The organism is Amycolatopsis sp. NPDC006125 (assembly GCF_040614195.1).
Classification (GTDB): domain Bacteria; phylum Actinomycetota; class Actinomycetes; order Mycobacteriales; family Pseudonocardiaceae; genus Amycolatopsis_E; species Amycolatopsis_E tucumanensis.
In genome coordinates, this window is the sequence record NZ_JBEXTZ010000029.1 from 61,162 (window position 1) to 83,659 (window position 22,498).

27 protein-coding genes are annotated in these 22,498 nt (G+C 68.4%); 10 read left to right on the forward strand and 17 right to left on the reverse strand.

Going from position 1 to position 22,498, the window contains the following annotated elements; genetic code table 11:
• Positions 1 to 17: 17 nt before the first annotated feature.
• Positions 18 to 689 (reverse strand): DUF2218 domain-containing protein, encoded by a 672-nt coding sequence (locus tag ABZ193_RS17145; RefSeq protein WP_354710547.1) that lies wholly within the window; start codon positions 687 to 689, stop codon positions 18 to 20.
• 78 nt (positions 690 to 767) lie between these two features.
• Here ABZ193_RS17145 and ABZ193_RS17150 point away from each other — a divergent pair, with 78 nt between their 5' ends.
• Positions 768 to 1,346 carry a TetR/AcrR family transcriptional regulator gene (locus ABZ193_RS17150; RefSeq protein ID WP_354710549.1) on the forward strand — a complete coding sequence of 193 codons (579 nt, stop codon included), beginning with the start codon at positions 768 to 770 and terminating at the stop codon, positions 1,344 to 1,346.
• Here ABZ193_RS17150 and lgt read toward each other — a convergent pair.
• Positions 1,315 to 2,217: a prolipoprotein diacylglyceryl transferase gene (lgt, locus tag ABZ193_RS17155; RefSeq protein ID WP_354710550.1), complete on the reverse strand. Its 903-nt coding sequence runs from the start codon at positions 2,215 to 2,217 to the stop codon at positions 1,315 to 1,317. The genes ABZ193_RS17150 and lgt overlap by 32 nt on opposite strands.
• An 80-nt stretch (positions 2,218 to 2,297) precedes the next feature.
• Here lgt and ABZ193_RS17160 point away from each other — a divergent pair, with 80 nt between their 5' ends.
• The 4 genes from ABZ193_RS17160 (at position 2,298) to ctaD (ending at position 5,862) form a co-directional block, all read left to right on the forward strand.
• Positions 2,298 to 2,657 carry a BlaI/MecI/CopY family transcriptional regulator gene (locus ABZ193_RS17160; protein ID WP_354710551.1) on the forward strand — a complete coding sequence of 120 codons (360 nt, stop codon included), beginning with the start codon at positions 2,298 to 2,300 and terminating at the stop codon, positions 2,655 to 2,657.
• Positions 2,654 to 3,607 (forward strand): M56 family metallopeptidase, encoded by a 954-nt coding sequence (locus tag ABZ193_RS17165; protein WP_354710553.1) that lies wholly within the window; start codon positions 2,654 to 2,656, stop codon positions 3,605 to 3,607. Before ABZ193_RS17160 ends, ABZ193_RS17165 begins: the two co-directional genes overlap by 4 nt.
• 64 nt (positions 3,608 to 3,671) lie before the next feature.
• Positions 3,672 to 3,953: a metal-sensitive transcriptional regulator gene (locus ABZ193_RS17170; RefSeq protein WP_354710554.1), complete on the forward strand. Its 282-nt coding sequence runs from the start codon at positions 3,672 to 3,674 to the stop codon at positions 3,951 to 3,953.
• Between the two features lie 112 nt (positions 3,954 to 4,065).
• Positions 4,066 to 5,862, forward strand: coding sequence for a cytochrome c oxidase subunit I (gene ctaD, locus ABZ193_RS17175; protein WP_354710556.1), 1,797 nt, complete (start codon positions 4,066 to 4,068; stop codon positions 5,860 to 5,862).
• On the opposite strand, the gene ABZ193_RS17180 is transcribed toward ctaD, so the two are convergent.
• The 6 genes from ABZ193_RS17180 to ABZ193_RS17205 form a co-directional block, all read right to left on the reverse strand.
• A complete protein-coding gene (locus tag ABZ193_RS17180; protein WP_354710557.1) occupies positions 5,851 to 7,050 on the reverse strand; it encodes an aminotransferase class V-fold PLP-dependent enzyme in 1,200 nt (399 codons plus the stop codon). The genes ctaD and ABZ193_RS17180 overlap by 12 nt on opposite strands.
• Positions 7,047 to 7,856: an amino acid ABC transporter ATP-binding protein gene (locus ABZ193_RS17185; RefSeq protein WP_354710558.1), complete on the reverse strand. Its 810-nt coding sequence runs from the start codon at positions 7,854 to 7,856 to the stop codon at positions 7,047 to 7,049. The genes ABZ193_RS17180 and ABZ193_RS17185 overlap by 4 nt, the downstream gene beginning before the upstream one ends.
• A gap of 2 nt (positions 7,857 to 7,858) precedes the next feature.
• The gene (locus ABZ193_RS17190; RefSeq protein WP_354710559.1) at positions 7,859 to 8,503 is read right to left on the reverse strand and encodes an amino acid ABC transporter permease; all 645 of its coding nucleotides are present in this window, start codon (positions 8,501 to 8,503) and stop codon (positions 7,859 to 7,861) included.
• Positions 8,504 to 8,536: 33 nt separating this feature from the next.
• Complete coding sequence (locus ABZ193_RS17195) at positions 8,537 to 9,373, reverse strand: ABC transporter substrate-binding protein (RefSeq protein ID WP_354710561.1); 837 nt, start codon at positions 9,371 to 9,373, stop codon at positions 8,537 to 8,539.
• Between the two features lie 901 nt (positions 9,374 to 10,274).
• On the reverse strand, positions 10,275 to 10,814 hold the full coding sequence (locus ABZ193_RS17200; RefSeq protein ID WP_354710562.1) for a M23 family metallopeptidase: 540 nt from the start codon (positions 10,812 to 10,814) through the stop codon (positions 10,275 to 10,277).
• A 328-nt stretch (positions 10,815 to 11,142) separates the two neighbouring features.
• Positions 11,143 to 11,460, reverse strand: a complete 318-nt coding sequence (locus tag ABZ193_RS17205) for a hypothetical protein (protein WP_354710563.1) — start codon at positions 11,458 to 11,460, stop codon at positions 11,143 to 11,145.
• Between the two features lie 257 nt (positions 11,461 to 11,717).
• Between ABZ193_RS17205 and ABZ193_RS17210 the strand changes: the two genes are divergently transcribed.
• Together ABZ193_RS17210 and ABZ193_RS17215 are read left to right on the forward strand one after the other, a co-directional pair.
• A complete protein-coding gene (locus ABZ193_RS17210; protein ID WP_354710565.1) occupies positions 11,718 to 12,032 on the forward strand; it encodes a hypothetical protein in 315 nt (104 codons plus the stop codon).
• Positions 12,033 to 12,096: 64 nt separating this feature from the next.
• Positions 12,097 to 12,636 (forward strand): carboxymuconolactone decarboxylase family protein, encoded by a 540-nt coding sequence (locus ABZ193_RS17215; protein ID WP_354710566.1) that lies wholly within the window; start codon positions 12,097 to 12,099, stop codon positions 12,634 to 12,636.
• Positions 12,637 to 13,130: 494 nt separating this feature from the next.
• Here the strand turns inward: ABZ193_RS17215 and ABZ193_RS17220 are convergent, their stop codons facing one another.
• Positions 13,131 to 13,604, reverse strand: coding sequence for a MerR family DNA-binding protein (locus ABZ193_RS17220; protein WP_354710568.1), 474 nt, complete (start codon positions 13,602 to 13,604; stop codon positions 13,131 to 13,133).
• 234 nt (positions 13,605 to 13,838) lie between these two features.
• Between ABZ193_RS17220 and ABZ193_RS17225 the strand changes: the two genes are divergently transcribed.
• A complete protein-coding gene (locus ABZ193_RS17225; RefSeq protein WP_354710569.1) occupies positions 13,839 to 15,026 on the forward strand; it encodes an MFS transporter in 1,188 nt (395 codons plus the stop codon).
• A gap of 122 nt (positions 15,027 to 15,148) precedes the next feature.
• Here ABZ193_RS17225 and ABZ193_RS17230 read toward each other — a convergent pair whose 3' ends face one another.
• Positions 15,149 to 15,355, reverse strand: coding sequence for a heavy metal-associated domain-containing protein (locus ABZ193_RS17230; RefSeq protein WP_354710586.1), 207 nt, complete (start codon positions 15,353 to 15,355; stop codon positions 15,149 to 15,151).
• A gap of 70 nt (positions 15,356 to 15,425) precedes the next feature.
• Between ABZ193_RS17230 and ABZ193_RS17235 the strand changes: the two genes are divergently transcribed.
• Complete coding sequence (locus ABZ193_RS17235; RefSeq protein WP_354710570.1) at positions 15,426 to 15,632, forward strand: hypothetical protein; 207 nt, start codon at positions 15,426 to 15,428, stop codon at positions 15,630 to 15,632.
• 23 nt (positions 15,633 to 15,655) lie between these two features.
• Here ABZ193_RS17235 and ABZ193_RS17240 read toward each other — a convergent pair whose 3' ends face one another.
• From ABZ193_RS17240 to ABZ193_RS17265, 6 genes are all read right to left on the reverse strand, one after another.
• Positions 15,656 to 16,615 carry a M56 family metallopeptidase gene (locus ABZ193_RS17240; protein ID WP_354710571.1) on the reverse strand — a complete coding sequence of 320 codons (960 nt, stop codon included), beginning with the start codon at positions 16,613 to 16,615 and terminating at the stop codon, positions 15,656 to 15,658.
• Positions 16,612 to 16,974, reverse strand: coding sequence for a BlaI/MecI/CopY family transcriptional regulator (locus ABZ193_RS17245; protein WP_354710572.1), 363 nt, complete (start codon positions 16,972 to 16,974; stop codon positions 16,612 to 16,614). The genes ABZ193_RS17240 and ABZ193_RS17245 overlap by 4 nt, the downstream gene beginning before the upstream one ends.
• Positions 16,975 to 17,212: 238 nt before the next feature.
• Positions 17,213 to 18,454: an MFS transporter gene (locus ABZ193_RS17250; RefSeq protein ID WP_354710573.1), complete on the reverse strand. Its 1,242-nt coding sequence runs from the start codon at positions 18,452 to 18,454 to the stop codon at positions 17,213 to 17,215.
• Positions 18,454 to 19,557: a PLP-dependent cysteine synthase family protein gene (locus ABZ193_RS17255; RefSeq protein ID WP_354710588.1), complete on the reverse strand. Its 1,104-nt coding sequence runs from the start codon at positions 19,555 to 19,557 to the stop codon at positions 18,454 to 18,456. Before ABZ193_RS17255 ends, ABZ193_RS17250 begins: the two co-directional genes overlap by 1 nt.
• Positions 19,558 to 20,274: 717 nt before the next feature.
• A complete protein-coding gene (locus ABZ193_RS17260) occupies positions 20,275 to 20,928 on the reverse strand; it encodes a DUF305 domain-containing protein (RefSeq protein WP_354710575.1) in 654 nt (217 codons plus the stop codon).
• Positions 20,929 to 20,995: 67 nt separating this feature from the next.
• Positions 20,996 to 21,391 (reverse strand): hypothetical protein, encoded by a 396-nt coding sequence (locus tag ABZ193_RS17265; RefSeq protein ID WP_354710576.1) that lies wholly within the window; start codon positions 21,389 to 21,391, stop codon positions 20,996 to 20,998.
• Positions 21,392 to 21,614: 223 nt separating this feature from the next.
• Here ABZ193_RS17265 and ABZ193_RS17270 point away from each other — a divergent pair, with 223 nt between their 5' ends.
• Entirely contained in the window at positions 21,615 to 22,346 is a 732-nt protein-coding gene (locus tag ABZ193_RS17270; RefSeq protein ID WP_354710577.1) for a class I SAM-dependent methyltransferase, read from the forward strand.
• Here the strand turns inward: ABZ193_RS17270 and ABZ193_RS17275 are convergent.
• Positions 22,343 to 22,498: integrase core domain-containing protein (locus ABZ193_RS17275; RefSeq protein ID WP_354710590.1), on the reverse strand; the 156-nt coding region annotated here is incomplete at its 5' end. The two genes, ABZ193_RS17270 and ABZ193_RS17275, sit on opposite strands and share 4 nt — an antisense overlap.

A 22,498-nucleotide genomic window follows, 5' to 3' on the forward strand; every position in this document is an offset into this window, starting at 1 on the left:
CTCCCGCCACCTCGCGATCATGACCGGCCGTCCGCGTCAGGGTCCGAGCCGGTGGGCGCCCCGCCTCGCCGGCGGCCAAGGAAACGACGCAAGCCGAACGCGACACCGGGCAGCAACAGGTGAGCACCGGCGATCAGGACCGGAACCACCGCGACCCCGAGCGCCGTCCAGCCCAGCCAGCGGGTGACGACGGCAGCCGCACCGGCCATGACCACGTGCGCCGCCACGACCAGCACGACACCCAGCACCCCTGCAGCGGCGAGGAATCTCCCCCGCCGGCGCCGATGCTCACCGGTGCGCACCTCACTTGCCTGCGGCGCAGGGTCCGTCGATGGGAGCGGGTCGCGCCACCGCACGGCGAGCTGCTCCCGTCTCCCGAAGCGCCCGATGTTCCGGTCGATCACCCCCTGGATCCGGTCCACGCTGTCTTCGTCGGGCCCTTCGACACGCAGGACCAACGCACCTTCGACCACCTCGACGTCACACCGGCCCCAGGGCTGAAAAGTGATGATTCCGGCGGTGTCGGACCATTCCGCGCGCAGGTCGTCCGGCATCTCCGGCAGCCACCCCCGGTCATGCCCGAGCGGCCTGTGGAGCCCCCTGCGGCCAACCTGGTCGGCGTGATGGCAGAGCTGGACGAGATAGCGGGCCGGGCGATCGGTGTCGACCCGCCCGTGGACAGTCACCATGCGAGGAATTTATCGAGACACGCTGTCTATAGTCAATACGCGACTGTCGCGCTATGGCGAATGCGTATCGTAGTTACCGTGCCGAAGTTGTGGAACGACACGATCGACGCGCACCGCCGGGAGGTGCGCGCCGCGACGATGGAAGCGGCGGCGTCACTCGTGGCCGAACAGGGCCTGCGAGCGGTGACGATGTCGCGCGTGGCCGAGAAGGCCGGCATCGGACGGGCCACGCTCTACAAGTACTTCCCTGACGTCGAGACGATCCTGCGCGCCTGGCACGAGCATCAGATCGCCGCTCACCTCGACCACCTCACCCGGGCGCGCGAGGGGGCGGAGGGCCCAGCCGCGCGACTCGAGGCGGTGCTCCGGGCCTACGCCCTCGTGTCGCACCACACCGGCAGGCATCACGACACCGAACTCGCCGCGTTCCTGCACCGGGACGAACAGGTCGCGCAGGCACGGCAGCAGCTGCACGCGATGATCCGGGACCTCCTTCAGGAGGGCGCCACAGCCGGCGTCGTCCGCGGCGACATCGGCCCGGACGAGCTCACCGCGTACTGCCTGCACGCGCTGTCCGCGTCCGCCGGCCTGCCGAACCCGGATGCGGTGGAACGCCTGGTGACGGTCACGCTCGCGGGGCTGCGTCCTCCCGGCTGACAGCACCGGATTCGAAAGTCTCCCTGTCGCCCTTGCGTCGCGCGACCACGAAGTAGCCGACTGCGCCGGCGAAGACGACCGCCGAGACGATCGTGTTGATGCGCAGGCCGAAGACCTGCGTAGCAGCGTCGTCGCGCAGAAGTTCGATCCCGAACCGGCCCAGCGTGTAGCCCGCGACGTAGAGAGCGAAGACCCGCCCATGCCCGAGCCGCCACCGCCGGTCGGCCCACACCAGCAGCGCCACGACCACGGCGATCCAGAGCATCTCGTAGAGGAACGTCGGCTGCACGACCGCGACGGGGTTGCCGTCGACGGCGACACCGCCGAGGTTGTCCTCCCGCCCGGTCGCCGGGTCGATCCGGCGGTAGATCTCCAGCCCCCACGGCAGGGACGTCGGCCGGCCGTACACCTCCTGGTTGAAGTAGTTCCCCAGGCGCCCGACCGCCTGCGCCACCGCGATGCCGGGCGCCACCGCGTCGGCGAACGGCGGTAGCGACACCCCCGCGCGGCGGCACCCGATCCAGGCACCCAGCGCACCGAACGCGATCGCACCCCATATGCCGAGCCCGCCATCCCAAATCCTCAGCGCGTCCCACGGGTTCTTGCCCGGCCCGAAGTACCGCCAGTAATCAGTCGCGACGTGGTAGATGCGACCACCGATGATCCCGAAGGGCACCGCGAACACCGCGACGTCCGTGACGGTCCCCGGCCGCCCGCCACGGGCCGCGTACCTCCGGTTTCCCCACCAGATCGCCACCACGATGCCGGCGATGATGCACAAGGCGTAGGCGCGGAGCGGAACAGGGCCGATCTGCCACACACCCTGCGGCGGGCTGGGAATGGCTGCCAGCACCGTGACCGACCCTGACATGTCGCTTCTCCTTCGAGCCGGTAGGCGGGAACCCGACGAACGGTTACTATTTGCAATAGTAGGCTAGCGCGGGAGGTGCGATGTTCGGACTCGGCGAGCTGGAGGCCGCGGTCATGGAGGTCCTCTGGCGCACGGATGAGCCGGCGAAGGTCCGAGACGTCCTGCAGCTGCTGGACACCGGGAAACGGCTGGCCTACACGACTGTCATGACCGTGCTGGACCACCTGCACCGCAAGGGATGGGTTCAGCGCGAACTGCACGGTAAGGCCTACCTCTACCGGCCGGCGCTCGCCCGCGAGGAAGCCGCCGCGCGGGCGCTGCGGGAAGTGCTGGCCGAATCAGGCAACCCGGAAGCGGCGCTGCTTCGGTTCGCCAAGTCGGCATCGGAGGAAGAGGCCGCCGTACTGCGTGCCGCTCTCCGCCGCAAGGATCGCCGATGATCGTCGCGATCGCACTCCTGCTCGGCGCTGTCGTCGCCGGCTGGCTGGCGCCATGGGGGCTCAGCCGCGCCGATCTGCAACAACGGGACCCCAGGGCGCTCATCAGCGCCTGGCTGCTGTCGATGGGCGGCGTGCTGCTGGCGGGCACCGTCGGGATCCTGCTGCTGTTCGTCCCCGAGCACGGCGCAGCAGGATCGCTGGCCAGCGCGCTGACCGGATGCTGGACGGCACTGCAACACGGCACGTCCCCCAAACTCGAGGAACTGGGTGGCGCACTGAGCGCGGTCCTGTTGCTCGCCGGAGCGATCCGCCTGGTGGTTGTCAGCGTGGGCGAGATCCGCCGGGTCCGACGTGCCCGACGGCATCATCTGGACCTCCTCAGGCTCGCCGGCCGCCCGGACACGGGCAAGCCCCCTACGCTGTGGTTGGCGCACGACGAGCCGATGGCGTTCAGCATCGCGGGCCGTCCCGGCGTCATCGTGGCCACGGACGGTCTGACTCGGCACCTCCCGGCAGCGTGCGCGGCGGCGGTCCTCGCACACGAGCAGGCCCATCTGCGCGGCCGGCACCACCTCCTCGTCGGTATCGCGGAGGTCCTGCGCCGGACGGTGCCGTTCCTCCCCCTGTTCCGGCAAGCGCCCGCCACGATCCGCGACCTCGTCGAGCTGTCGGCGGACGAAGCAGCGGCGCGACGGCATGGACCGACCGCGGTCCGCGTCGCGCTCCTGGGCGTGGCGGGGCACGGCGTCCCGGACGGCGCCCTGGCGATGGCCGGAGAGGCCGTCGCACTCCGGCTCGCACGACTGGACAGGTGGAACGGTTCCGGGAGCGCACGTCGAGCACTGACCTGCGGCGCAATGGGACTCGCCGCGACCACGTTGCCGTTCGTCACCGGCGCGGCGTTGCTCCTGGCCGCCGCGATCGCGGCCTGCCCGATCGGTCTTCAATAGACCGTTCCGATACCCCTTTCGGGTATGATCGAGGGCGGGGAAGCACGAGCGGGCAGGTGAACCGATGGCGAGTGACCGCGGCGACAAGGACAGTCACCTCAAGCGACTCCGGCGGATCGAGGGACAGATCCGCGGGCTGCAGCGCATGGTCGAAGACGGCAAGTACTGCATCGACATCCTGACACAGGTCTCCGCGGCGACGAAGGCCCTGCAGGCATTCTCGCTGGAGCTCCTCGACGAACATCTCGCCACCTGCGTGGTGAACGCCGCCGCGGCCGGTGGCAAGGAAGCGGAGGAGAAGGTCCAGGAAGCCTCGGACGCCATCGCCAGGCTCGTTCGGTCCTGACTCCCAGCCGCCCCACCGCGCGGCCCGTCGGGCGCGGCCGTCGACTCGCGCCACACCTCGCCTGTGACTACTATCACGTCTAGTAGTACCGCCGGTGTGGCGGAGGTGCCGTATGACGAAACCACAGACCGGGATCGCGCCCCGTCCGGTCCCCCGCCGGGTGCGTCCGCCGGGGCCGCGGGGTGCTGTGCTGTTGAGCTTGTTCCGCACGACGGACCACAAGGTCATCGGCGCGATGTACCTGGTCACCTCGTTCGGGTTCTTCCTGGTCGGGGGAGCTCTGGCCCTGCTGATGCGCGCCGAACTCGGGCGCCCCGGCTTGCAGTTCCTGTCCAGCGAGCAGTACAACCAGATGTTCACGATGCACGGCACGATCATGCTGCTGCTCTACGCGACACCGAACCTGTTCGCCTTCGCCAACCTGGTCGTGCCACTGCAGATCGGCTCGCCCGACGTGGCGTTCCCCCGCCTGAACGCCTTCTCCTACTGGCTGTTCCTCTTCGGGGGAACCATCGTGCTGGCGTCGTTCGCCACGCCAGGTGGTGCGGCGGACTTCGGGTGGACCGGGTACGCCCCGCTCTCCAGCGCCACCTACTCCCCCGGCATCGGCGGTAATCTGTGGATCGCGGGCCTTGCCGTGTCCGGCCTCGGCACGATCCTCGGCGGCGTCAACATGGTGACCACCATCGTGTGCCTGCGCTGCCCGGGGATGACGATGTGGCGGATGCCGATCTTCACCTGGAACATCCTGTTCACCAGTGTCCTGGTGCTGATCGCGTTCCCGATCCTCACCGCGGCGCTGTTCGGCCTGCTCGCCGACCGCCTCATCGGCGCGCACGTGTTCGATCCGGCGAACGGCGGGGCGATCCTGTGGCAGCACCTGTTCTGGTTCTTCGGTCATCCCGAGGTGTACGTCGTCGCGCTTCCGTTCTTCGGGATCATCACGGAGATCGTGCCTGTGTTCGCGCGCAAGCCCTTGTTCGGATACCGGCTGATGGTGTTCGCCACTCTCGGCATCACGGCGTTGTCGGTCGCCGTCTGGGCTCATCACATGTTCGCCACCGGCGCCGTGCTGCTGCCGTTCTTCTCCTTCCTGACGTTCCTGATCGCGGTTCCGACCGGGATCAAGTTCTTCAACTGGATCGGCACCATGTGGAAGGGCCGGCTCTCGTTCGAGACCCCGATGCTGTGGTCGGTCGGGTTCATGGTGACGTTCCTGCTGGGCGGCCTGACGGGCATCATCCTCGCCGCACCGGCCCTGGACTTCCAGGTCACCGACAGCTACTTCGTGGTGGCGCACTTCCACTACGTGCTGTTCGGCACGATCGTGTTCGCGACCTTCGCCGGGGTGTACTTCTGGTTCCCCAAAATGACCGGGCGGATGCTCGACGAGCGACTCGGCAAGCTGCACTTCTGGACCACGTTCGTCGGGTTCCACACGACGTTCCTGGTTCAGCACTGGCTCGGGGCGATGGGCATGCCGCGTCGTTACGCCGACTACCTGGCCACCGACGGGTTCACCCTGCTGAACACGATCTCCACGATCGGCGCGTTCGTCCTGGGCGCGTCAGTACTACCGTTCATCTACAACGTGGCCAAGAGCTACCGGTTCGGCGAACCGGTCACCGTGGACGACCCGTGGGGCTTCGGCAACTCGCTGGAATGGGCCACGACCTGCCCGCCCCCGCGGCACAACTTCACCGAGTTGCCGCGGATCCGGTCCGAGCGGCCCGCGTTCGAGTTGCACTACCCGCATCTCATCGAGCGCCTGCACGCCGAAGGGCACATCACGCTCTCCGGGCGGGCCCTGCCGAGTTCCCATGCCACGCCGGCCCCCTCGGAGCAACTGGCGGATGCCGTCGAAGGCAAGCGCGGCGATGCCCCAAGCAGTGGCTCCTCATCGGCCTGACCGGAGGATGGCATCTGCCAGCACGCGGCAGAACATCTCGACTTCATCGACGGTGTTGTAGTAGTGCACCGAGACCCGGACGACTTCCGTCAGTCCCCTGGCCTCCATGTCCCACCGGGTCGACGGCGCCCGGGACACGCTGACGTTGATGCCGCGCTCGGCCATCGTCGCTTTCACCACCTCCGCCGGTATCGCATCGACGGTGCAGGACACGATGCCACACCGATGAGCCCCGACGTCCCGGACGCGCACACCCGGAAGCTCCGCGAGCCGGTGCCGAAGCTCCTCGGCAAGCCCGTTGACGCGGGTACGAATGGCGTAGATGCCCCAGCCTAGCGCGTAGTCGATGGCCGTCCCCAGGCCGATCTTCGCCGCGTAGTTGCATTCCCAGGACTCGAACCGGCGCGCGTCGTCCCGCATCCGGTAGCCCGTGCGGCTGACCCAGGTCGCGGCGTGCAGGTCCAGCATCGGTGGCCGCAGCTCGGGCAGGCGCTCCCCGCGGACGTGGAGCAGCCCCGTTCCCCGTGGCCCCCGCAGGTACTTCCGCCCGGTCAACGACAGCATGTCGCACCCGATCTCATTCACATCGAGCGGGAGCTGGCCGGCCGACTGGCACGCGTCCAGCAAGTACAGGACCCCGGCCTCGCGCGCCACCCGCCCCACCTCGACGGCCGGGTTGACCAGACCACCGTTGGTGGGGACGTGGGTCAGCGACACCAGGCGCACCCGCTCGTCGACCATCTCGCGCAGGCGATCGACGGACAGCTGTCCGGACTCGTCGTTGGGCACGACGTCGATTCGGACCCCGTACCGCTCGGCCACCTGCAGGTAGGCTATGAAATTGCTGGCGTACTCGGCCTCGCTGGTCAGGATGCGGTCGCCACGCCGGAAGGGGATCGAGTAGAACGCCAGGTCCCACGCCCGGGTGGCACTGTCGACGACCGCGATCTCGGACGCCGAACAACCGAGCAGACGCGCTGCCGACTGGTACACGCCGTCCACGGCCTCCGCGGCCGCGGCGGCCGCCTCGTACCCGCCGATGCGAGCCTCGAGCTGCAGGTGCCCGATCACGCTGTCCAGAACCGGTTGCGGCATCAGCGAGGCGCCGGCGTTGTTGAGGTGAACCACTGTCTCGCACCCCGGCGTCTCCTTCCGGGCTGTTTCGACGTCGAAATCGGCCGTGCTCATACCGCCTCCTCACCACGCCGCGGCAGAGGCGCCGACACCGGGACCGCGGCGTGCTCGACCAGCCGGAGGAACGAGCGTGCCCGTTCCTGGGCCGGCCGGGTGAAGAAGACGTCCGGCGCCGCCTCCTCGACGATGACGCCTCCGTCCATGAAGACGATCCGGTCGGCGACCTCGCGCGCGAAGTGGGTTTCGTGGGTGACGATCACCATCGTCATCCCCTCCCCGGCCAGCTCCTGGATGACGTCGAGAACCTCGGCGTGCAGTTCGGGGTCAAGGGCCGAGGTGGGTTCGTCGAACAGCACCACCTCCGGCTCCATGGCCAGAGCCCTCGCGATCGCCACCCGCTGCTTCTGCCCACCGGACAGTCGTGACGGGTACTCGTCGCGCTTGTCCGCCAGCCCGACCCGGGCCAGCAACCGTTCCCCCAGCGCCACCGCCTCGGCAGCGGGCAGCCGGCGGACCTGGCGCGGGCCCTCGATGACATTGCCCAGTGCCGTCATGTGCGGGAACAGGTTGAACTGCTGGAACACCATTCCGGTTCGCCGCCGTGCGCGCTGCGCCAGCCGACGGGCGGAACGATCCCGTGGCGCGCCGCAGTCGAACGCGCAGTCGCAGATCCGTACCCGGCCCGCGTCCGGTTCCTCCAACAGGTTCATACATCGGACGAGCGTCGTCTTGCCCGAGCCGGAGGGGCCCATGAGCACGACCACTTCGCCCCGTTCCACGGACAGGTCGACTCCGCGGAGCACCTCAACCTCGCCGAACCTCTTGCGGACGCCGGTGATCTCGATGGTCGGTTCGCTCATGGTCAGTAGGCCCTTCCCAACCGCTTTTCCAGCATGCCCTGTCCGACGGACAGGACGGTGTTGATCAGCCAGTACATGGCTCCGGCGAGGAGAAACGACTCCATGTAGCGGAAACTCGCGTTGCCCACGCTTTCCGCGACCCGGGTCAGCTCCACCACCGTCACGGCCGAGGCCAGGGAGGTGTCCTTCATCAGGGCGATGAAGCGGCCGCCCACCGCGGGTGTCGCGATCCGGATCGCCTGCGGGAACACGATCCGGCGGAAGGTCCGCCCATACGGCATGCCGATCGAGGACGCGGCCTCCCACTGTCCCTTGTCGACACCGAGGATGCCGCCGCGGAAGTTCTCGCTCAGGTACGCGGCCGAGAACAACGTCAGCGCCAGGATCGCCGACGGGATGGGTTCCAGCTGTACGCCCAGCTGCGGCAGCCCGAAGTAGATCACCATGATCTGGATCAGCAGCGGCGTACCCCGGAAGACCGAGACGTAGCTGATCGCCACGGCTCGCAGCACCCGGATGCGGGAGATCCGGGCCAGAGCGATCAGAGCGCCGAGGACCGACCCCAGAACGAACGAAGCCACGCCGAGCAGGATCGTGACCCCGAATCCGCGCAGCAGCATCGGGAAAGCATTTGTCAGTAGGTCCATGACTTCCTCCACGGAGCGCAGGGGACAATGGCCTCAGTTGGCGGGCAGCGCCTTGAGCTCGGACGCCATGTCGAGCCCGCCGAGCCACTGCTGCGAAATGCGCGTCAACGTCCCGTCGGCGATCATGTCGTTGATCGCGCGGTCGACCTCGCGTTTCAACGCGGGTGAGTCCTTGCGGAAGGAGATGCCGTTGACCTCCGCCTCCAGCAACGGCCCCGCCGGCTTGACGGCCAGACCGTTCTGGCTCGCCAAGTAGCTTCCCTGGAACCGGGAGACCAGCATCGCGTCGGCATTGCCCCTGGAGAGATCGGTGAGACCGAGCGTGGCGTTGTCGTAGGTCTTGACGCGCACGTCCGGGATCTTGTCGGTGGCGAACTTGTGCTGGGTGGTTCCGGCCGAGACCGCGACGGTCTTACCGCTCAGATCGGCCAATGAGGTGATGGTGGTGTTCGAGGCCGGGACGAAGATCGAGATCCCGTTGACCTCGTAGGGCCGCGAGAAGTCGACCTGTTGCTTGCGCTCCTCGGTGATGGTCTGGCCGGAGATCACCATGTCGAACCGGCCGGCCTTGATCCCTTCGATGAAGGTCTGGAAGCTGGCCTGGACGAACTCGACCTTGCCGATTCCGAGGCGGCGGGCCAGCTCGTGGGCGACATCGACGTCGTACCCCGCAGGCGCACCATTGGCGCCGACGAAGTTCCACGGTGGATTCGCTTGGGTCAGCGCCACCCGCAACGTGCCACTGCCGCGCACGTTCTCCAGAACATCGCCTGATGCCCGGTTGGAGCATCCGAGCAAGGCACCCGCGGACGCGAGCGCAACGGTAGACAGAATCGTTCTCCGGGACAGCTGGACCTGTGACCTTCGCATAACGTCTCCCTCACTCATGGGGACCGTGGCAGTGCGAGGTCGTCGACAACCTCGTACCCCCGCTGCGTACATGCACGTCACTCGAGTGAGTGAAACTGTATGCCCCCATAGGGTATGGGTCAACGGGCGATCACCCGGATGCGCCGGACGTAACCGAGCCGCAACAAGAGGTCGTGGCCCGAAACACCGTGAACCCGAAAGGGAAAAGTAATACTAAATGTCTTAGTAAACCGGCCAAGCGGTCAGCCCAGATCGCGCGCCAGGGGCCCCGATGGGATGCAGCCCCTGTCCAATAGCGGACCTTGAAATCCGCGACGCGGCTGAAGGCGGGGCGGCGGCGCACGTATCTCGTCCTGCCGCGCGCCGGGAGCGACGAGGTACAGACCATGCGCCGCGTCCAGATCGGCGCTCAGGGCGAGGTCGAGCATCCGCACGATCCCGGTGTTGATGAAGTCGTATGCTCGACCTCGAACGCCGCGACCACCTCGCCGTCGGTGTGCAGCGACGGCACGTCGATCAAGGCGATCGCGTCAGCGGCGGGGCTGGCCGAGAGTCGCACCGGCAGTTCCGCGAGACACCCGTCGGCGAGCCGCGTGCCCGCCGCAAGTGCGACTGCGATCGTTGCCGGCGATCCAGACGTCGAATCCCAGTGCCCTGCCGAGGTCGCGGAGCCACCCCTGCACCTCCGGCGTGGGCCACGTCCTGCTCACGAGCCGCCCTCGCGTCCGCGCGGACGCGATCCAGCTCTTTCGCGCCAGGCCGCCCTGGCCGCCTCGGTGTCGTCACCTCGCGGCGGAGCGGCGTACCTTCCGCTGCCGAGGTCGAACAGCGTCGATATCGAGGGCCGAACGACCGCAGGGCCAAGGGCGGCGAGTATCCGGCGACGGCCGGTACCGGCCCGTTACCCGCCGCTCACGTCGGCGCCCCGCTCCTGCAACCAGGCGAGCGGGTCCACCTTCTTGCCACTCGGCGACCACACTTCGAAGTGCAGGTGCGGTCCCGTCGAGATGCCCCGGTTGCCCACCTCGGCGATCACCTGGCCACCCTGCACCCGCTGCCCCTCACGCACGGAATAGCTGTTGATGTGCCCGTAGACCGTGATCGTTCCGTCGTCATGGCGGATCTTGACCCACAGCCCGAATCCGCTCGCCGGACCCGCGTCGATCACCACCCCGGCCAGCGGAGCGCGGATCGGGGTGCCGATCTTGTTGGCGATGTCCAAGCCGTAATGGGTCGTCCCCCATCGGGGGCCGTAGTTCGAAGTGATGACTCCGGTCACCGGCGGGTACACGCGGTTGCGGAGCTCTTCCTGCCTCAGCGCCTCCTGCCTCGCCGCTTCCTGCTGGGCAGCTTCTTGTCTGGCCGCCTCTTCTCGAGCCGCCTGCGCCGCCTTGTCACGGCGGGTCTGTTCGGCGTCGTCGAGTTGGGCGACCTCGTCCAAGGCCGAGCGCTGGGGAACCGGGGCGACGAGACGGTCGGCAGCGCCGGCTCCTCCGCCACCTACACCGGCGGGCGTGAGGGTTTCCGCCTCGGCGGGCGCGGAGCCTCCGTTCGGCGCGGCCTGAGCGGCCGCGACAGCCGCTCCGGCGGCGAATCCGGCCAGCAGGACACTCGTTCGCAGGCTGTTCCGGACAACACGTTGCGCATGATGACGAGCCACGATGCGCCTCTCGGTCGGGGTCGGGGGCGTTCGTTGCCGGAACGTTATCACTATGCAGGTTAGTAGAGGCGAGAGAGGGGGTAGCCGAGCCCGTTCACGCGCGTCCGGATCAGGTACGCAGCCGCCGGCCGGCGAACACCGCCCCCGTGGTGAACAACAGACCCGCCATGGGCCATCCCAGCAGCAGGTCCTGCATCCCGGCGGTCGGCAACAGTGAGAAGTTGCCGAGGTGAGCCCCGATGTGCACGACCGCCATGACCACGCCGACAGCCATGAGCACCCACCCGAAAGCTCGGCCGATGAGCCAGCGGCGGTATGCCGCCGTATAGGCCACCTTGCCCGGCTTGCTCATCTCCCGGCGGAGATTCGCCTCCATCGTCCGTTGCTGCTGGCGGCGCTTGCGCCCCCCGCTCGACATCTTCGGCATCCGCTCTCCTCTCGCCACCTACAGCTACTAAGAATCCTAGTAGGATAGCCCGGGTCGCGTAGGAGGTGACTCCCATGCCGGACCCTCGATGCAAGCCCAACCCGACTCGGCCAAGGTGCCGCCGCGGAGCCCCGGCGGTGATACTGACCGCACTCGGCTTGATCGCGGCAGCGTGCAGCGGAGGCGGCACGAACCCGCCGGGAACCAGCACTTCCACCGGGCAGCCGCTGAGCGCCCCATCAGGCACATCCGTCACAGTGACACTGACCGAGTTCGCTGTCGGGGTGCCGCAGCGCGCCTTCACGCCCGGCACCTACACGTTCACAGCCCGCAACGACGGCCAGACGACCCATGCGCTCGAAATCGTCGGTCCGGGCGGACTGGACGAACGAACGACCACGTTCCGCGGAGGACAGTCGGCAGATCTCACGGTCACACTGCAACCAGGCGCCTACGAGCTCCTCTGCCCGGTGGGCAACCACCGGCAACAGGGCATGACGGCCACGATCACCGTCGGTGGTGACAGCACAGCCGGAAGCTCTCCCCAACAGCCCACCGGAGGTGGCTACTGAGCCGACGACAACTTGCTTGCCATATACCCCCTACGGGTATACTCTGACCGCAGAGGAGGTAGAGATGAGACGCATCGCCGCCCTGCCCCCGGACGCCGCGCCACCGAAGTCGGCCGAACTGCTCGAGGGGATCATGGCCCGCCATGGGGACGTGGGGGAAATGGTGTCCACCATGGCCCACTCCCCCGCGACCCTCCAGGGTTATCTGGATTTCTCGCGGGCGATGAAGCGCGCCGCCACACCGCGGAAGGTGAGCGAGAAGGTCTCCCTGGCGCTGCAGGAGTGGATCGGCTGCGGCACCTGCCTGGCGGCCCACGTCGACGCCGCCCGGTCGCTCGGTCTCTCCGAGACCGACATCGCCCTGGCTCGCCAGGGCACGTCGACCGACGCCAGGGAGACCGTGCTGATCGCTTTCGCTCTCGCCGTTCTCGCGGAACCGTCGTCGATCGGCGATGCGGACATCGAACGGCTGCGCGCGCACGGGTGGAGCGACCGCGTGATCACCGAGATCCCGGCGCTCGTCGCCCTCAACCAGCTGACCGGGACCTTCAACCTGGTCGCCGGCCTGCAGCCGGACGAGCAGGCAACCGCCCAGGCATCCTAGGAACGCAAGCTCCGGCCCGCGTAGCCGATCAAGCGTCGGCTCTGTCGGCGCCGAGTCCCAGAGCGGCGACGGCATCACGCCGGGCTCACTCTCGTCCCGATCACGCCGATGAGTCCCGCGCGCCAGTCATGCTGAAACGGAACCGCGAATGCCTGTCAGGATCAGCCGAGCGCCGTCGTTCTTGGCGAACCGCTTCAGCAGAACGAAGTCGTCGGCTCCCGCGGAGCCGCAGGATCGAAGTTCGGCCAATCGAGCACGACGTGATGATGACCGGCGTCGACCTGAGCAAGGAGGCTGCTGAACAGGGGGCGGCGCGGTGTTGTGGTCGAGCTGCCCCCAAGGCCAGAACAGCACCCGTTGGCCCCGGCGCAGCTGGCAATGATCGCCAACGGTCGGAATCATGGCCGACCTCCTAGCCCAGAATTCGAGGGGCAACAGTACAGCGGATCCAGGTTGTCGGCGGCCCCGGAGTGAACCAGCGGCACCAGTTCAGTTCAGCCCGACGCCAGCGTGCCCCCAAGCTCGGCACGTGCAGGGGCGGAGTCGCGGGTGCACCCTGCAACGAGCGCATGGCGTTCGATGACCGGGCACACGCCGGCGTCCTGCTCCGTGCTCCCGGCGGGCACGATCCGCGAGCGGGTGGAGACCAGCGTCGCTCGCAAGGCCTCCAGCTCGGCGATGGCACGGTCAACCTCAGCGATCCGGCTGTCCACCAGCTCCCCCACCATCGTGCACGGCGTGGTACCACGTCGGTGCACGTCCAGGATGGCGCCGATATCGCTGACGGGAAGGTCGAGGGCGCGAGCGCGGCGGATGAAGATCAGTGTGTCGATGTCGTCCTGGTCGTAGACGCGGTAGCCGGCAGCGGTGCGGGGCGCAGAGCGCATCAGACCACGCTCTTCGTAGAGCCGGACTGCCCGGCGGGTCAGGCCGGCCGCTTTGGCGGCCTGACCCACGGTCAGGAGCATCCCAGCCATCGCTCGCCCCTAGGAGTCGCCCGACTTGACCTTCACTCAGCGTGAAGGTTCTAGCGTTGCCGAGACTACGCCAAACAGCGAAAGGCGGTTGTGAATCACGATGACGACGCGAGGAACACGCCGGCACAGCGGAAATCACCAGCTTGCCTGCTGCCCGATGCCCAGCCTGGAGAAGGTCCGCTGAGGCGGCCACGAGCAGCGCGGCCGGACGCCGGACTCCGGCGCGTGTTCGCCCGCACCGATTACCGCCGCCTCTGGGCAGCGCGGACGGCCTCCGCCTGGGGCGACGCCTTCGCAACGGTCGCGCTCAGCCTGCTGGTGCTCGAGCGCACCGGCTCCAGTTTGGGAGTGGCCGGAGTAGTCGCCGCCGAGATCGCTCCCGTTTTGCTACTGGCCCCGGTGGCCGGGGTGATCGTCGACCGGTTCCAGCCGGTACGGGTCATGGTGGCCGCCGACCTGGTCCGGACTTGCCTGGCTGCGGCGCTGCCGCTGGTGGCGGACTCGGTGCCGGGCATCTACACCATGGCCTTCGCCCTCTCGGCCGCGGCGGTGTTCTTCAACCCCGCCGCCGGCACCGCACTGCCCGCCCTGGTTGAGGAAAAGGACCTGATAGCGGCCAATTCAGGAATATGGACGGCCGCCGTCGTGTCGCAGATAGTGCTGGCCCCGGCCAGCGGGGCGGTGGTCGCCGCCATCGGTTACAGCCCGGCGTTCTGGATCAACGCCGTCAGCTTCGCCACTTCCGCGGTGCTGCTGACTGGCCTTCGTGTTACGCGGCAGGCCACATCAACGGCAGAGACAGCCTTCTGGCGCGAGGCGCGTGACGGCATCACCGTGCTGGCGAGGCATCGCGTGTTGCGCGCCCTGGCCGTAGGACAGGGGCTGGCCGCGCTGTCGGCAGGGGCGACAAGCGCTCTGCTCGTCGTACTGATCCGTGAACGCCTGGGACTCGGATCGCTCGGCTACGGCATCGCGCTCGCGTGCATCGGCGTGGGCGCTGCCGCAGGACCACTGCTGCTGACCCGTTGGGTCTCCGATCCCCGCCGCCCGGCGTTCGTGGTCGGCCCCTACGTGCTCCGGGCTGTCGTTGACACAGTGCTTGCGCTCATACGCACGCCCGCCGGAGCGCTGGCCAGCCTCGCCGGCTATGGCGTAGGCACGTCAACCGGCGCGGTCACCTTCAATTCGCTCCTCCAGGCCGAGGCCCCACCCTCAGTACGAGGCCGAGTATTCGCCGCGTTCGACATGATCTGGCAACTCGGCCGCCTGGCCTCGCTCTCCCTGGGCGGATGGCTGGCCGACACCAGCGGCATTCCGGCCGTCTACGCCACCGGCGCCGTCCTGCTCGCGGCCGCCGCCATAATCACCCGCGCTGGTCTGGGCCACCCTCGCCGCCGCAGCGAGGAGAGCTGAAGCCGGGGGGATTCGACAAACAACCGATTGCGAGCCGCGGGCCGGGGACCGCACCCGATGCCGGAGACAGCCACACCACGACCCGCCCTCGCCCTCGAATCGCTGCCGGCGAGACGTCCAGTTCAGCCGACAAGCTCGTAGCCGGCCTCGGTGACCGCGGCCGCGACCTTGTCCGCGGGGACGGGCTCCACGCTGGTGATCGTGACCTTGCCCGAGGCCAGATCGACCTCCACGCTCTGCACGCCGTCGATCTCACTGACCTCCTCGGTCACCGAGCTCACGCAGTGGCTGCAGGTCATGCCCTTGACGATGTAGGTGGCTTCGGCCATTGAGCTCTCCTTCGCGTCCATGGGGCCAGCGTACTAACCTACTATCGCATTTAGTAGCGATGGAGGACTGATGGCAAGCTTGCCTCGACCGCACCCGACACGAAAGACCGGCCATGCGCTCATCGCCCTGGGTGCCGCCGTCGCATTGGTGAACTGGCTCGTCGAGCAGACCGGCCTCAGGCACCTCCCGGACGGACATTCGCCCCTGTACGTCCTGGTCGGCCTCATCGTGGCCGGAATCGGCCTTCGCGTCAGCTCGGTCGCCGGCGAAGAATGACGGTTCGCCGGGCCGGGACAGCCTCAGCCCATGCCGAGCGGGCAGGCGACCAGAGCGACCGACACGGTCAGCACCGCGCCTGTCAGGAACGGAAACGCGGCGGCAGTGATCCCGGCCGCGCCGCAGTTCACGAATCGCCGCAGCCCGCTGGACGGGAGACTGCCCCCCTCATCCAGGCGCGCCAGCCGCACGGCCACCGCGTCCCGCGCCATCGCCAGCGCACCAGCGGGAGCACCACAACCGGAGACACCGAGCAGCGCCTCACGCACCGCACCCGGCCCGCACTCCCGGATGGCGACGACATCGGCAGCGACCTCGACCAGCTGACGAAGCGCGTCGGGCGCCTGACGGAACAGGGGCACGAAGGGCAGCGCGGCGCGCAGCGCGTCCGCCAGGGCGATCAACTGGTGGTGCCGCCCGCTCAGGTGAGCCTGCTCGTGCAGCAGCACGGCGGCCACGGCATCGTCCCCCAGATGCCGACGCAGCCCGTCCGTGGCGACGATCACAGCCCGGCGGCCACTCATGCTGAAGGCCAACGGAGTGTCATGCGCCAGCCACAGCGTGGTCGGAGCCGTACCGTCCGCCCGGCCCGCCAGCCGGAGTGCGGCCAGGTGTTCCCGTCGGGTCCGCGCGCGCCGACGGATTCCCCGGGCGCCGACGACGACCAGGCGGCACGCCAGGGCCGCCAGCACGATCGAGCCGAGCGCACCACCGAGCTCCTCCGCGGCCGGTGGCGACCCGTGCTGCAGCGCGTTCCAGCAGCTGTTGACCGCCGCGAGCAGCGGTCCGAACGAACCGTGGGTCGGAATCAGGAGGAGGACGACGCCCGCGGTAGCCGCCATCGCCACTCCGAGCATCGACAACAGCCAGCAGACGATCAGCAGGACCGGATCGCGCCTGCTCGCATCCAAGGCCGCCAGCCGGCGCGGCAACAGCCAGCCCGCGGCGAGCGCGCCGGCCAGCAGGGACAGGGCGGCGATCACCGCCGAGGGGCCTTCCGGCGCAGACCCTTGCGCAGAACGTCGACTTCGTCCGCCGACACCGACTGCGCGAAGCGCAACAGCACCGCCTCCGGGTCTCCGGAGGAATCCAGGATGCCGCGCAACGCGCGGGCCGCCGCCTCCTCCCGGCTGAGGGCCGGCTCATAGAGGTAGGCCTTGCCGTCGAGCTCGCGCTCGACCCAGCCCTTGCGGTGCAGGTTGTCGAGCACGGTCATCACCGTCGTGTAGGCGAGCTGCCGGGGAGTGTCCAGCTGCTCCAGCACCTGCCGGACCTTGATCGGCTCCGCGGTTCGCCACAACACGTCCATGACCGCGGATTCGAGGTCACCCAGACCGAACATCCCCACCTCCTCGACGCCGCCATGCCCGACAGCAGCTCTCCCCAGGATATCGGTTCGCCCGCCCCACCGGTTACCAGGACCAGCGAGGACGGTTGCCCTTTTCTACTACTTTGCCTAGTATCAGCCGTGGTGATCGCGTTTCTCGAAGCGCGTACCGCGTGCCCCGGTCCCCCTCCCGCGGGCACGCCGGGGATGCGGGGCGGTTCACTCCCGCCCCGCATCCGCTTTTTCTCCCTGGTCAGACCGACACCGACTCCGCCGCGAGCCGACGGTCGCGGTCCAGCATCCGGAGGCCGAAAGCACACGCGCCTCCCAGCAGCGCCAGGGCCAGCCAGGGCAGTTCCGGCCATCCCGCCGTCCGTGCCAGGTCGAACACCGTGCCGGTGAACAGGTTCCCGAGCAGGATCCCGACGCCGACGACGGTGTTGTAGAACCCGTAGTGGGTCGCGACGAGTCGCTCACCGGACAGCCTCACCACGGTGTCCATCTCGAACGGGAACACGGCCACGGTGCCCAGCGCGACCAGTGCGGCGGCGAGCACGAGGGCGACTGCGCCGGCGACGGAACCGGCGCGAGCGGCGGCGAGCGGGGCCACGAAACCCAGCGCCATCAGTGACAGCCCGATGACCAGGCAGGTTCCCGGCGACCACCGCGCCTTGAACCAGCTGGTGATCTTCAACTGCCCCACGAGAGCCAGAACTCCGGACACCGCGAACAACCCGGCGACGAGCGCGTCACTCGCCGTGGCCGAGCCCGCGACCCGCCTGGCCTCCATCGGCAGCGCCAGGTACGTCTGGAACGACAGCACGTAGGACCCGATCATGACCAGCGAGAACAACACGAAGGTCCGATTCGCGGCCACACTCCGCCACTCACTCAGCACCGAGCGTCGCTCCCCGTCCTCGGCCTGCACCTGGGCGGGAAGCGCGCGGAGCTGGACGAGCGTCAGCAGGGCGAACACGCCCGCGGCAACCAGGCAGGTCAGCCGGAAGTCGACTGTCGTCAGCGCCAGGCCCACGAGGGGGCCGGCCAGAATCCCGCCCTGGTAGAAGACGTTGAAGACGGCGAACGCCTCCAGGCGCCGGGGCCCCGCGTCCGCGGCGAGGTAGGCCCGGACCGCCGGGTTGAACAGGGCGCCGGCGAAACCGGTGGCCGCGGAGGCGACGATCAGGCTGGGCAGCGAGTTGACGGCCGCGAGCAGGCCGAACCCGCCCGTGCGGAGCAGGCAGCCAGCCACGATCAGCGGCTTGTACCCGAAGCGGTCGGCCAGCGTGCCGCCAACCAGGAACATGCCCTGCTGCGAGAAGTTGCGGACGCCGAGCACCAGACCCACCGCCCATCCGGCCAGCCCGAGTGGGCCGGACAGGTAGCTGGCGAGGTAGGGCATCAGCATGTAGAAGCCCAGGTTGATGGTGAACTGGTTGACCATCAAGAGCTGACTCGGCCGCCCGAAGGAGCGGAACTGCTGCGCCAGCTGCATCACCGGGACGCTCCCGTGACCTTCCCCGCTGTCGCCACGACGGGGTCCACCACGGTCTCGCAGCGCGTCCACCGGTCGACGACACGCTCGCCCGGGGTGGCGATGGTGTCCGGTTCCATCGAAGGCGGAGCGTCCAGCAACCGGTGGCGGGCGCAGTAGTCGTCGTTGTACACGGTGTCGAAGTACCGTTGCGGCCCGTCCGGGAAGACAGCGGCCACCCGCACGTCCGGATCGTGGGTGCGCGCCACCCAACTCGCCACGAGCGCTACCGCGCCGACGCTCCAGCCCCCACTCGCGTGGTGGGTGGCGGCGAGTTGCCGGCAGGTCCACACCGCTTCGTGTGGCGCCACCCAGTGCACCTCGTCGAAGGCGTCGTAGTCGACGTTGCGGGGGTGGATGCTCGAGCCCAGTCCCCGCATGAGCCGCGAGGCAGCGGGCTGACCAAAGATCGTCGAGCCGACCGTGTCGACGCCGATCAGCCGCAGATGGGGGAAGTGGCGTTGCAGAGCCCGGTAGGTCCCTGCCGAATGCCCGCCGGTGCCGACCGAGCACACCAGGATGTCGATGCGCCCGAGCTGCGCGGCGAGTTCGTCGGCCAGGCCGGCGTAGGCGGTGACATTGTCGGGGTTGTTGTACTGGTCCGGGCACCAGGCGCCACGCTGTTCCCCGAGCAGCTGGTCGACTCGTTCGCGGCGGGCCTGCTGCCACCCCCCTACTGGATGGGGCTCGGTCACCAGGTCGATCCGGGCACCGTAGGCGGCCAGCATGCGCTGGACGATCGGCTCCATGCCGGGGTCGGTCACCAGGGTGACCGGGTGGTCGTACACGATCCCGGCCAGTGCGAGGCCGAGACCGAGGGTGCCGCTGGTCGACTCGACGATAGGAGCGCCGTCGACGAGCTCCCCGCGCTCCCGGGCCTTGCTCACCATGTGCAGGGCGGGCCGGTCCTTCATCCCGCCGGGGTTGAAGCCCTCGAGCTTCGCCCAGAACCCGCGGTCAGAGCCGGCGACGGGGTCTTCGATCCACAGCACCGGGGTGTTCCCGACGGCGCGGGCCACCGAGTGGCAGTACGCGCCCGCGGCCTGGAGGCGTGCGGACGGCATTCGTTGCTTGGGCAGAACGTTCATCAAACCTTCGATCTCGCGTGATGCGGACATGAGCAGGCTGCGCCCCCGGACAGAGACTGTCCGGCGGCTGTACAGCACTGCTCAGGTACGCGAAACGCTGAGATCGAGAAGGCGTTGACGCCCCGACCGGCCTGGCGGCGCCGGCTGCCTCGCGACAGCGGCGGACGCCTGGTGAGGCAGGTTGGCGGGCTCCACGAACGTGACTGCCGAATCGGCTTGCGCACCGGGATCCTCGCGGACCTGCGCCCCGGCCGGTGCAGCAGTCGGATGGGCTGCGTGCTCGTGCTGGTCGCCGTCAGGGTGTTCGTGCCCTTCGGCAGCGTGACTGAGCTCGGCCACAAATCCGTGGTCGTCGGCGATGAGACCGGACCCAGCCTCCGGATGTGCGCCAGCAACGACCAGCAGCCCCAACAGAATCAGGAGAATTGCTGGCCGACGCCAAGTAGCCGTGCCCGTACGCACAGTCGCGACGCTAACAGATCCCCACGAGCGCATGCCACTGTCCACAGTGCCCATCGCCCGATCGTGTGGACAGCCGTCATGACATATCCCACAAGCAGCAGAACGCATACCGGCACATCTTCGGTCCATTCAGGACTCGGCGAACGGTACCGTCTCGACTGCCTGTCCCGAAACGACGACAACCGGATGGGAAGCCTCGGCGGCCTCCCATCCGGTTGCTCAGGACGCGGATCAGAGGGTGGTCAGCAGTTGCTGCATCTCGTTGATCTCGGCGGTCTGGTCGTCGATGATGCGCTGTGCGAGCGCCTTGGCATCGGCGTTCGATCCGTTCGCCACCTCGGTACGGGCCATCTCGACCGCGCCCTGGTGGTGCTGGACCATCATCTCCAGCCACATCTTGTCGAACCCGGCGCCGCTGGCCTGCTCCAGCTTCTGCATGTCCGCATCGGTCATCATGCCGGGCATGGACCCGTGGTCCATACCGGGCATCGACGACGGCATCGACATGCCCGGCATCGACATCGACGGCATGGTGCTCGTGGCCGCCACACCCCACTGGGTGAGCCAGGACTGCATCTGCTGGATCTCGGGGTCCTGCGCCGCCTCGATCCGGCTCGCCAGGTTCTTCACCTGGTCGTTGGTGCTGCGAGTGGGCACCAGCTTGGCCATGTCGATCGCCTGCTGGTGGTGCTTGATCATCTCCTGGGCGAAGGTCACGTCGGCGTCGTTGTGCGCCGCGGCCTGGGCGGGAGCGGACGAGGGGGCGGCGGCACTGCTGCTCCCCATGTCCATTCCCGCGTGGTCGTTTCCTCCGCCGCTGCACCCCGCCAGGATGAGACCTGCGGCGGCGACGGCAATACCAGTACCCAGAAATGCCTTGTTCATTGGTTCTTCCTTCAGTCGCGTTTGTTGGTGACCTGCTGTTGCTGGCGCGAGAACGCCAGGCAACCCATCACAGGCGCAGCACGCAGACCGAGTTCAGGATGGACCGGCCGTCACCTCTTCGCGGCGGATCGGGCCCGGCGACCACCAGCGAACGCACGACCAGGCGGGTACCCGCGGCCAGGCGGATGAACACGACGCCCATGAGCAGCAGGAAAGCCCAGAAGGCAACGTGCCCGAACACGGCGAGGCATTGGTGCAGCATCGCCGCCATACCGGTATCGCCGGAAGCCGGGTGGATCATGGCGGAGGACGCGACATCCATGACGGCCATTTCCGCGACGGGCGAGTGCGCTCCGCTGTCCGATCCATGCTGAGCCGGCGTGTGGTGCATGATCACCAGCGCCAGCGCCACCACGGCAAGCAGCAGCCACCGGACGGGCAGGCCGCGCTTCACCGTGGTCATGCCCCCTACATTAGCGACTTTCGCCGGTGGCCACTCCGTGACCGGCCACTCGAACGGGGTCACCCGTGAGCGATACGAAATACGAGTCTGCACCGATAGTACTAGAACGTCTAGTAGGGTCGCCACGACTGTGACACGGAGGTAGGACATGTCGGGACTTCACGCCGCAGCCAGGCGAGCGGCCTCAGCCGGCCGTGATGTGGTTCACCGGGGCCTGGCTGCCTTGGGGATCCGACAGTCCGAGGACGCCATCTCGCGGGATGCCTCCGAGTACTGGGAAGACTCCGCCGGGGTGAACTGGAAGGCGGACTCGCACTGGCGGGACGCCCCCGTTTTCGAGGGGAACGACCTCTGGCACCAGATCGGGGCCCGCCACCTCGCGATGTTCCGGCGCGGCGCGCGCATGGTCCAGTTCGAGCGCCCGTGGAAGCGGGTCGTCGAGTGGGGCTGCGGGGGTGGGGCGAACGCCGTGCACTTCGCCCCGCACTGCGACGAGTACATCGGCGTGGACGTCGCGCCGGCGAGTCTCGCGGAGTGCGCCGATCAGGTCACCGCCGCCTGCGCAACGCCGTTCAAACCGGTTCAGATCCCGGTCGAGCGTCCGGAGTGGGCGCTCGACCTGATCGCCGGGCCCTGTGAGGTCTTCCTGTCGTTCTACGTCTTCGAGCTGATCCCGACTCCCGAATACGGCGAGCGGCTCTTGCGGATCGCCCGGGACCTGCTGGTCCCGGGCGGGCTCGCGATGATCCAGGTCAAGTACGACGACGGCCGGTGGCGCAGCAAGCCGCGACGCCGCTCCTACAAGACCGGCGTCGCCGCGATGACCACCTATGGGATTCCCGAGTTCTGGCAGATGGCGGAGCGTAACGGCCTCACTCCCGAAGCGATCGAGCTCGTGCCCGAGAACGAACTGGACAAGCGCTACGCCTACTTCCTCCTGTCCAAACCGGCCTAGGTGTGCTGTTTGGTGAGGTTGGTTCCGCGGCTGGCGGGGGTGTTGCCGCCGATGCCGGTGTGGGGTCGGTGGTAGTTGTACCAGTCGAGCCAGTCGGGGAAGGCGGCTTGTCGTTGGGTTTCTGAGGTGTAGGGCTGGTGGTAGGCCCATTC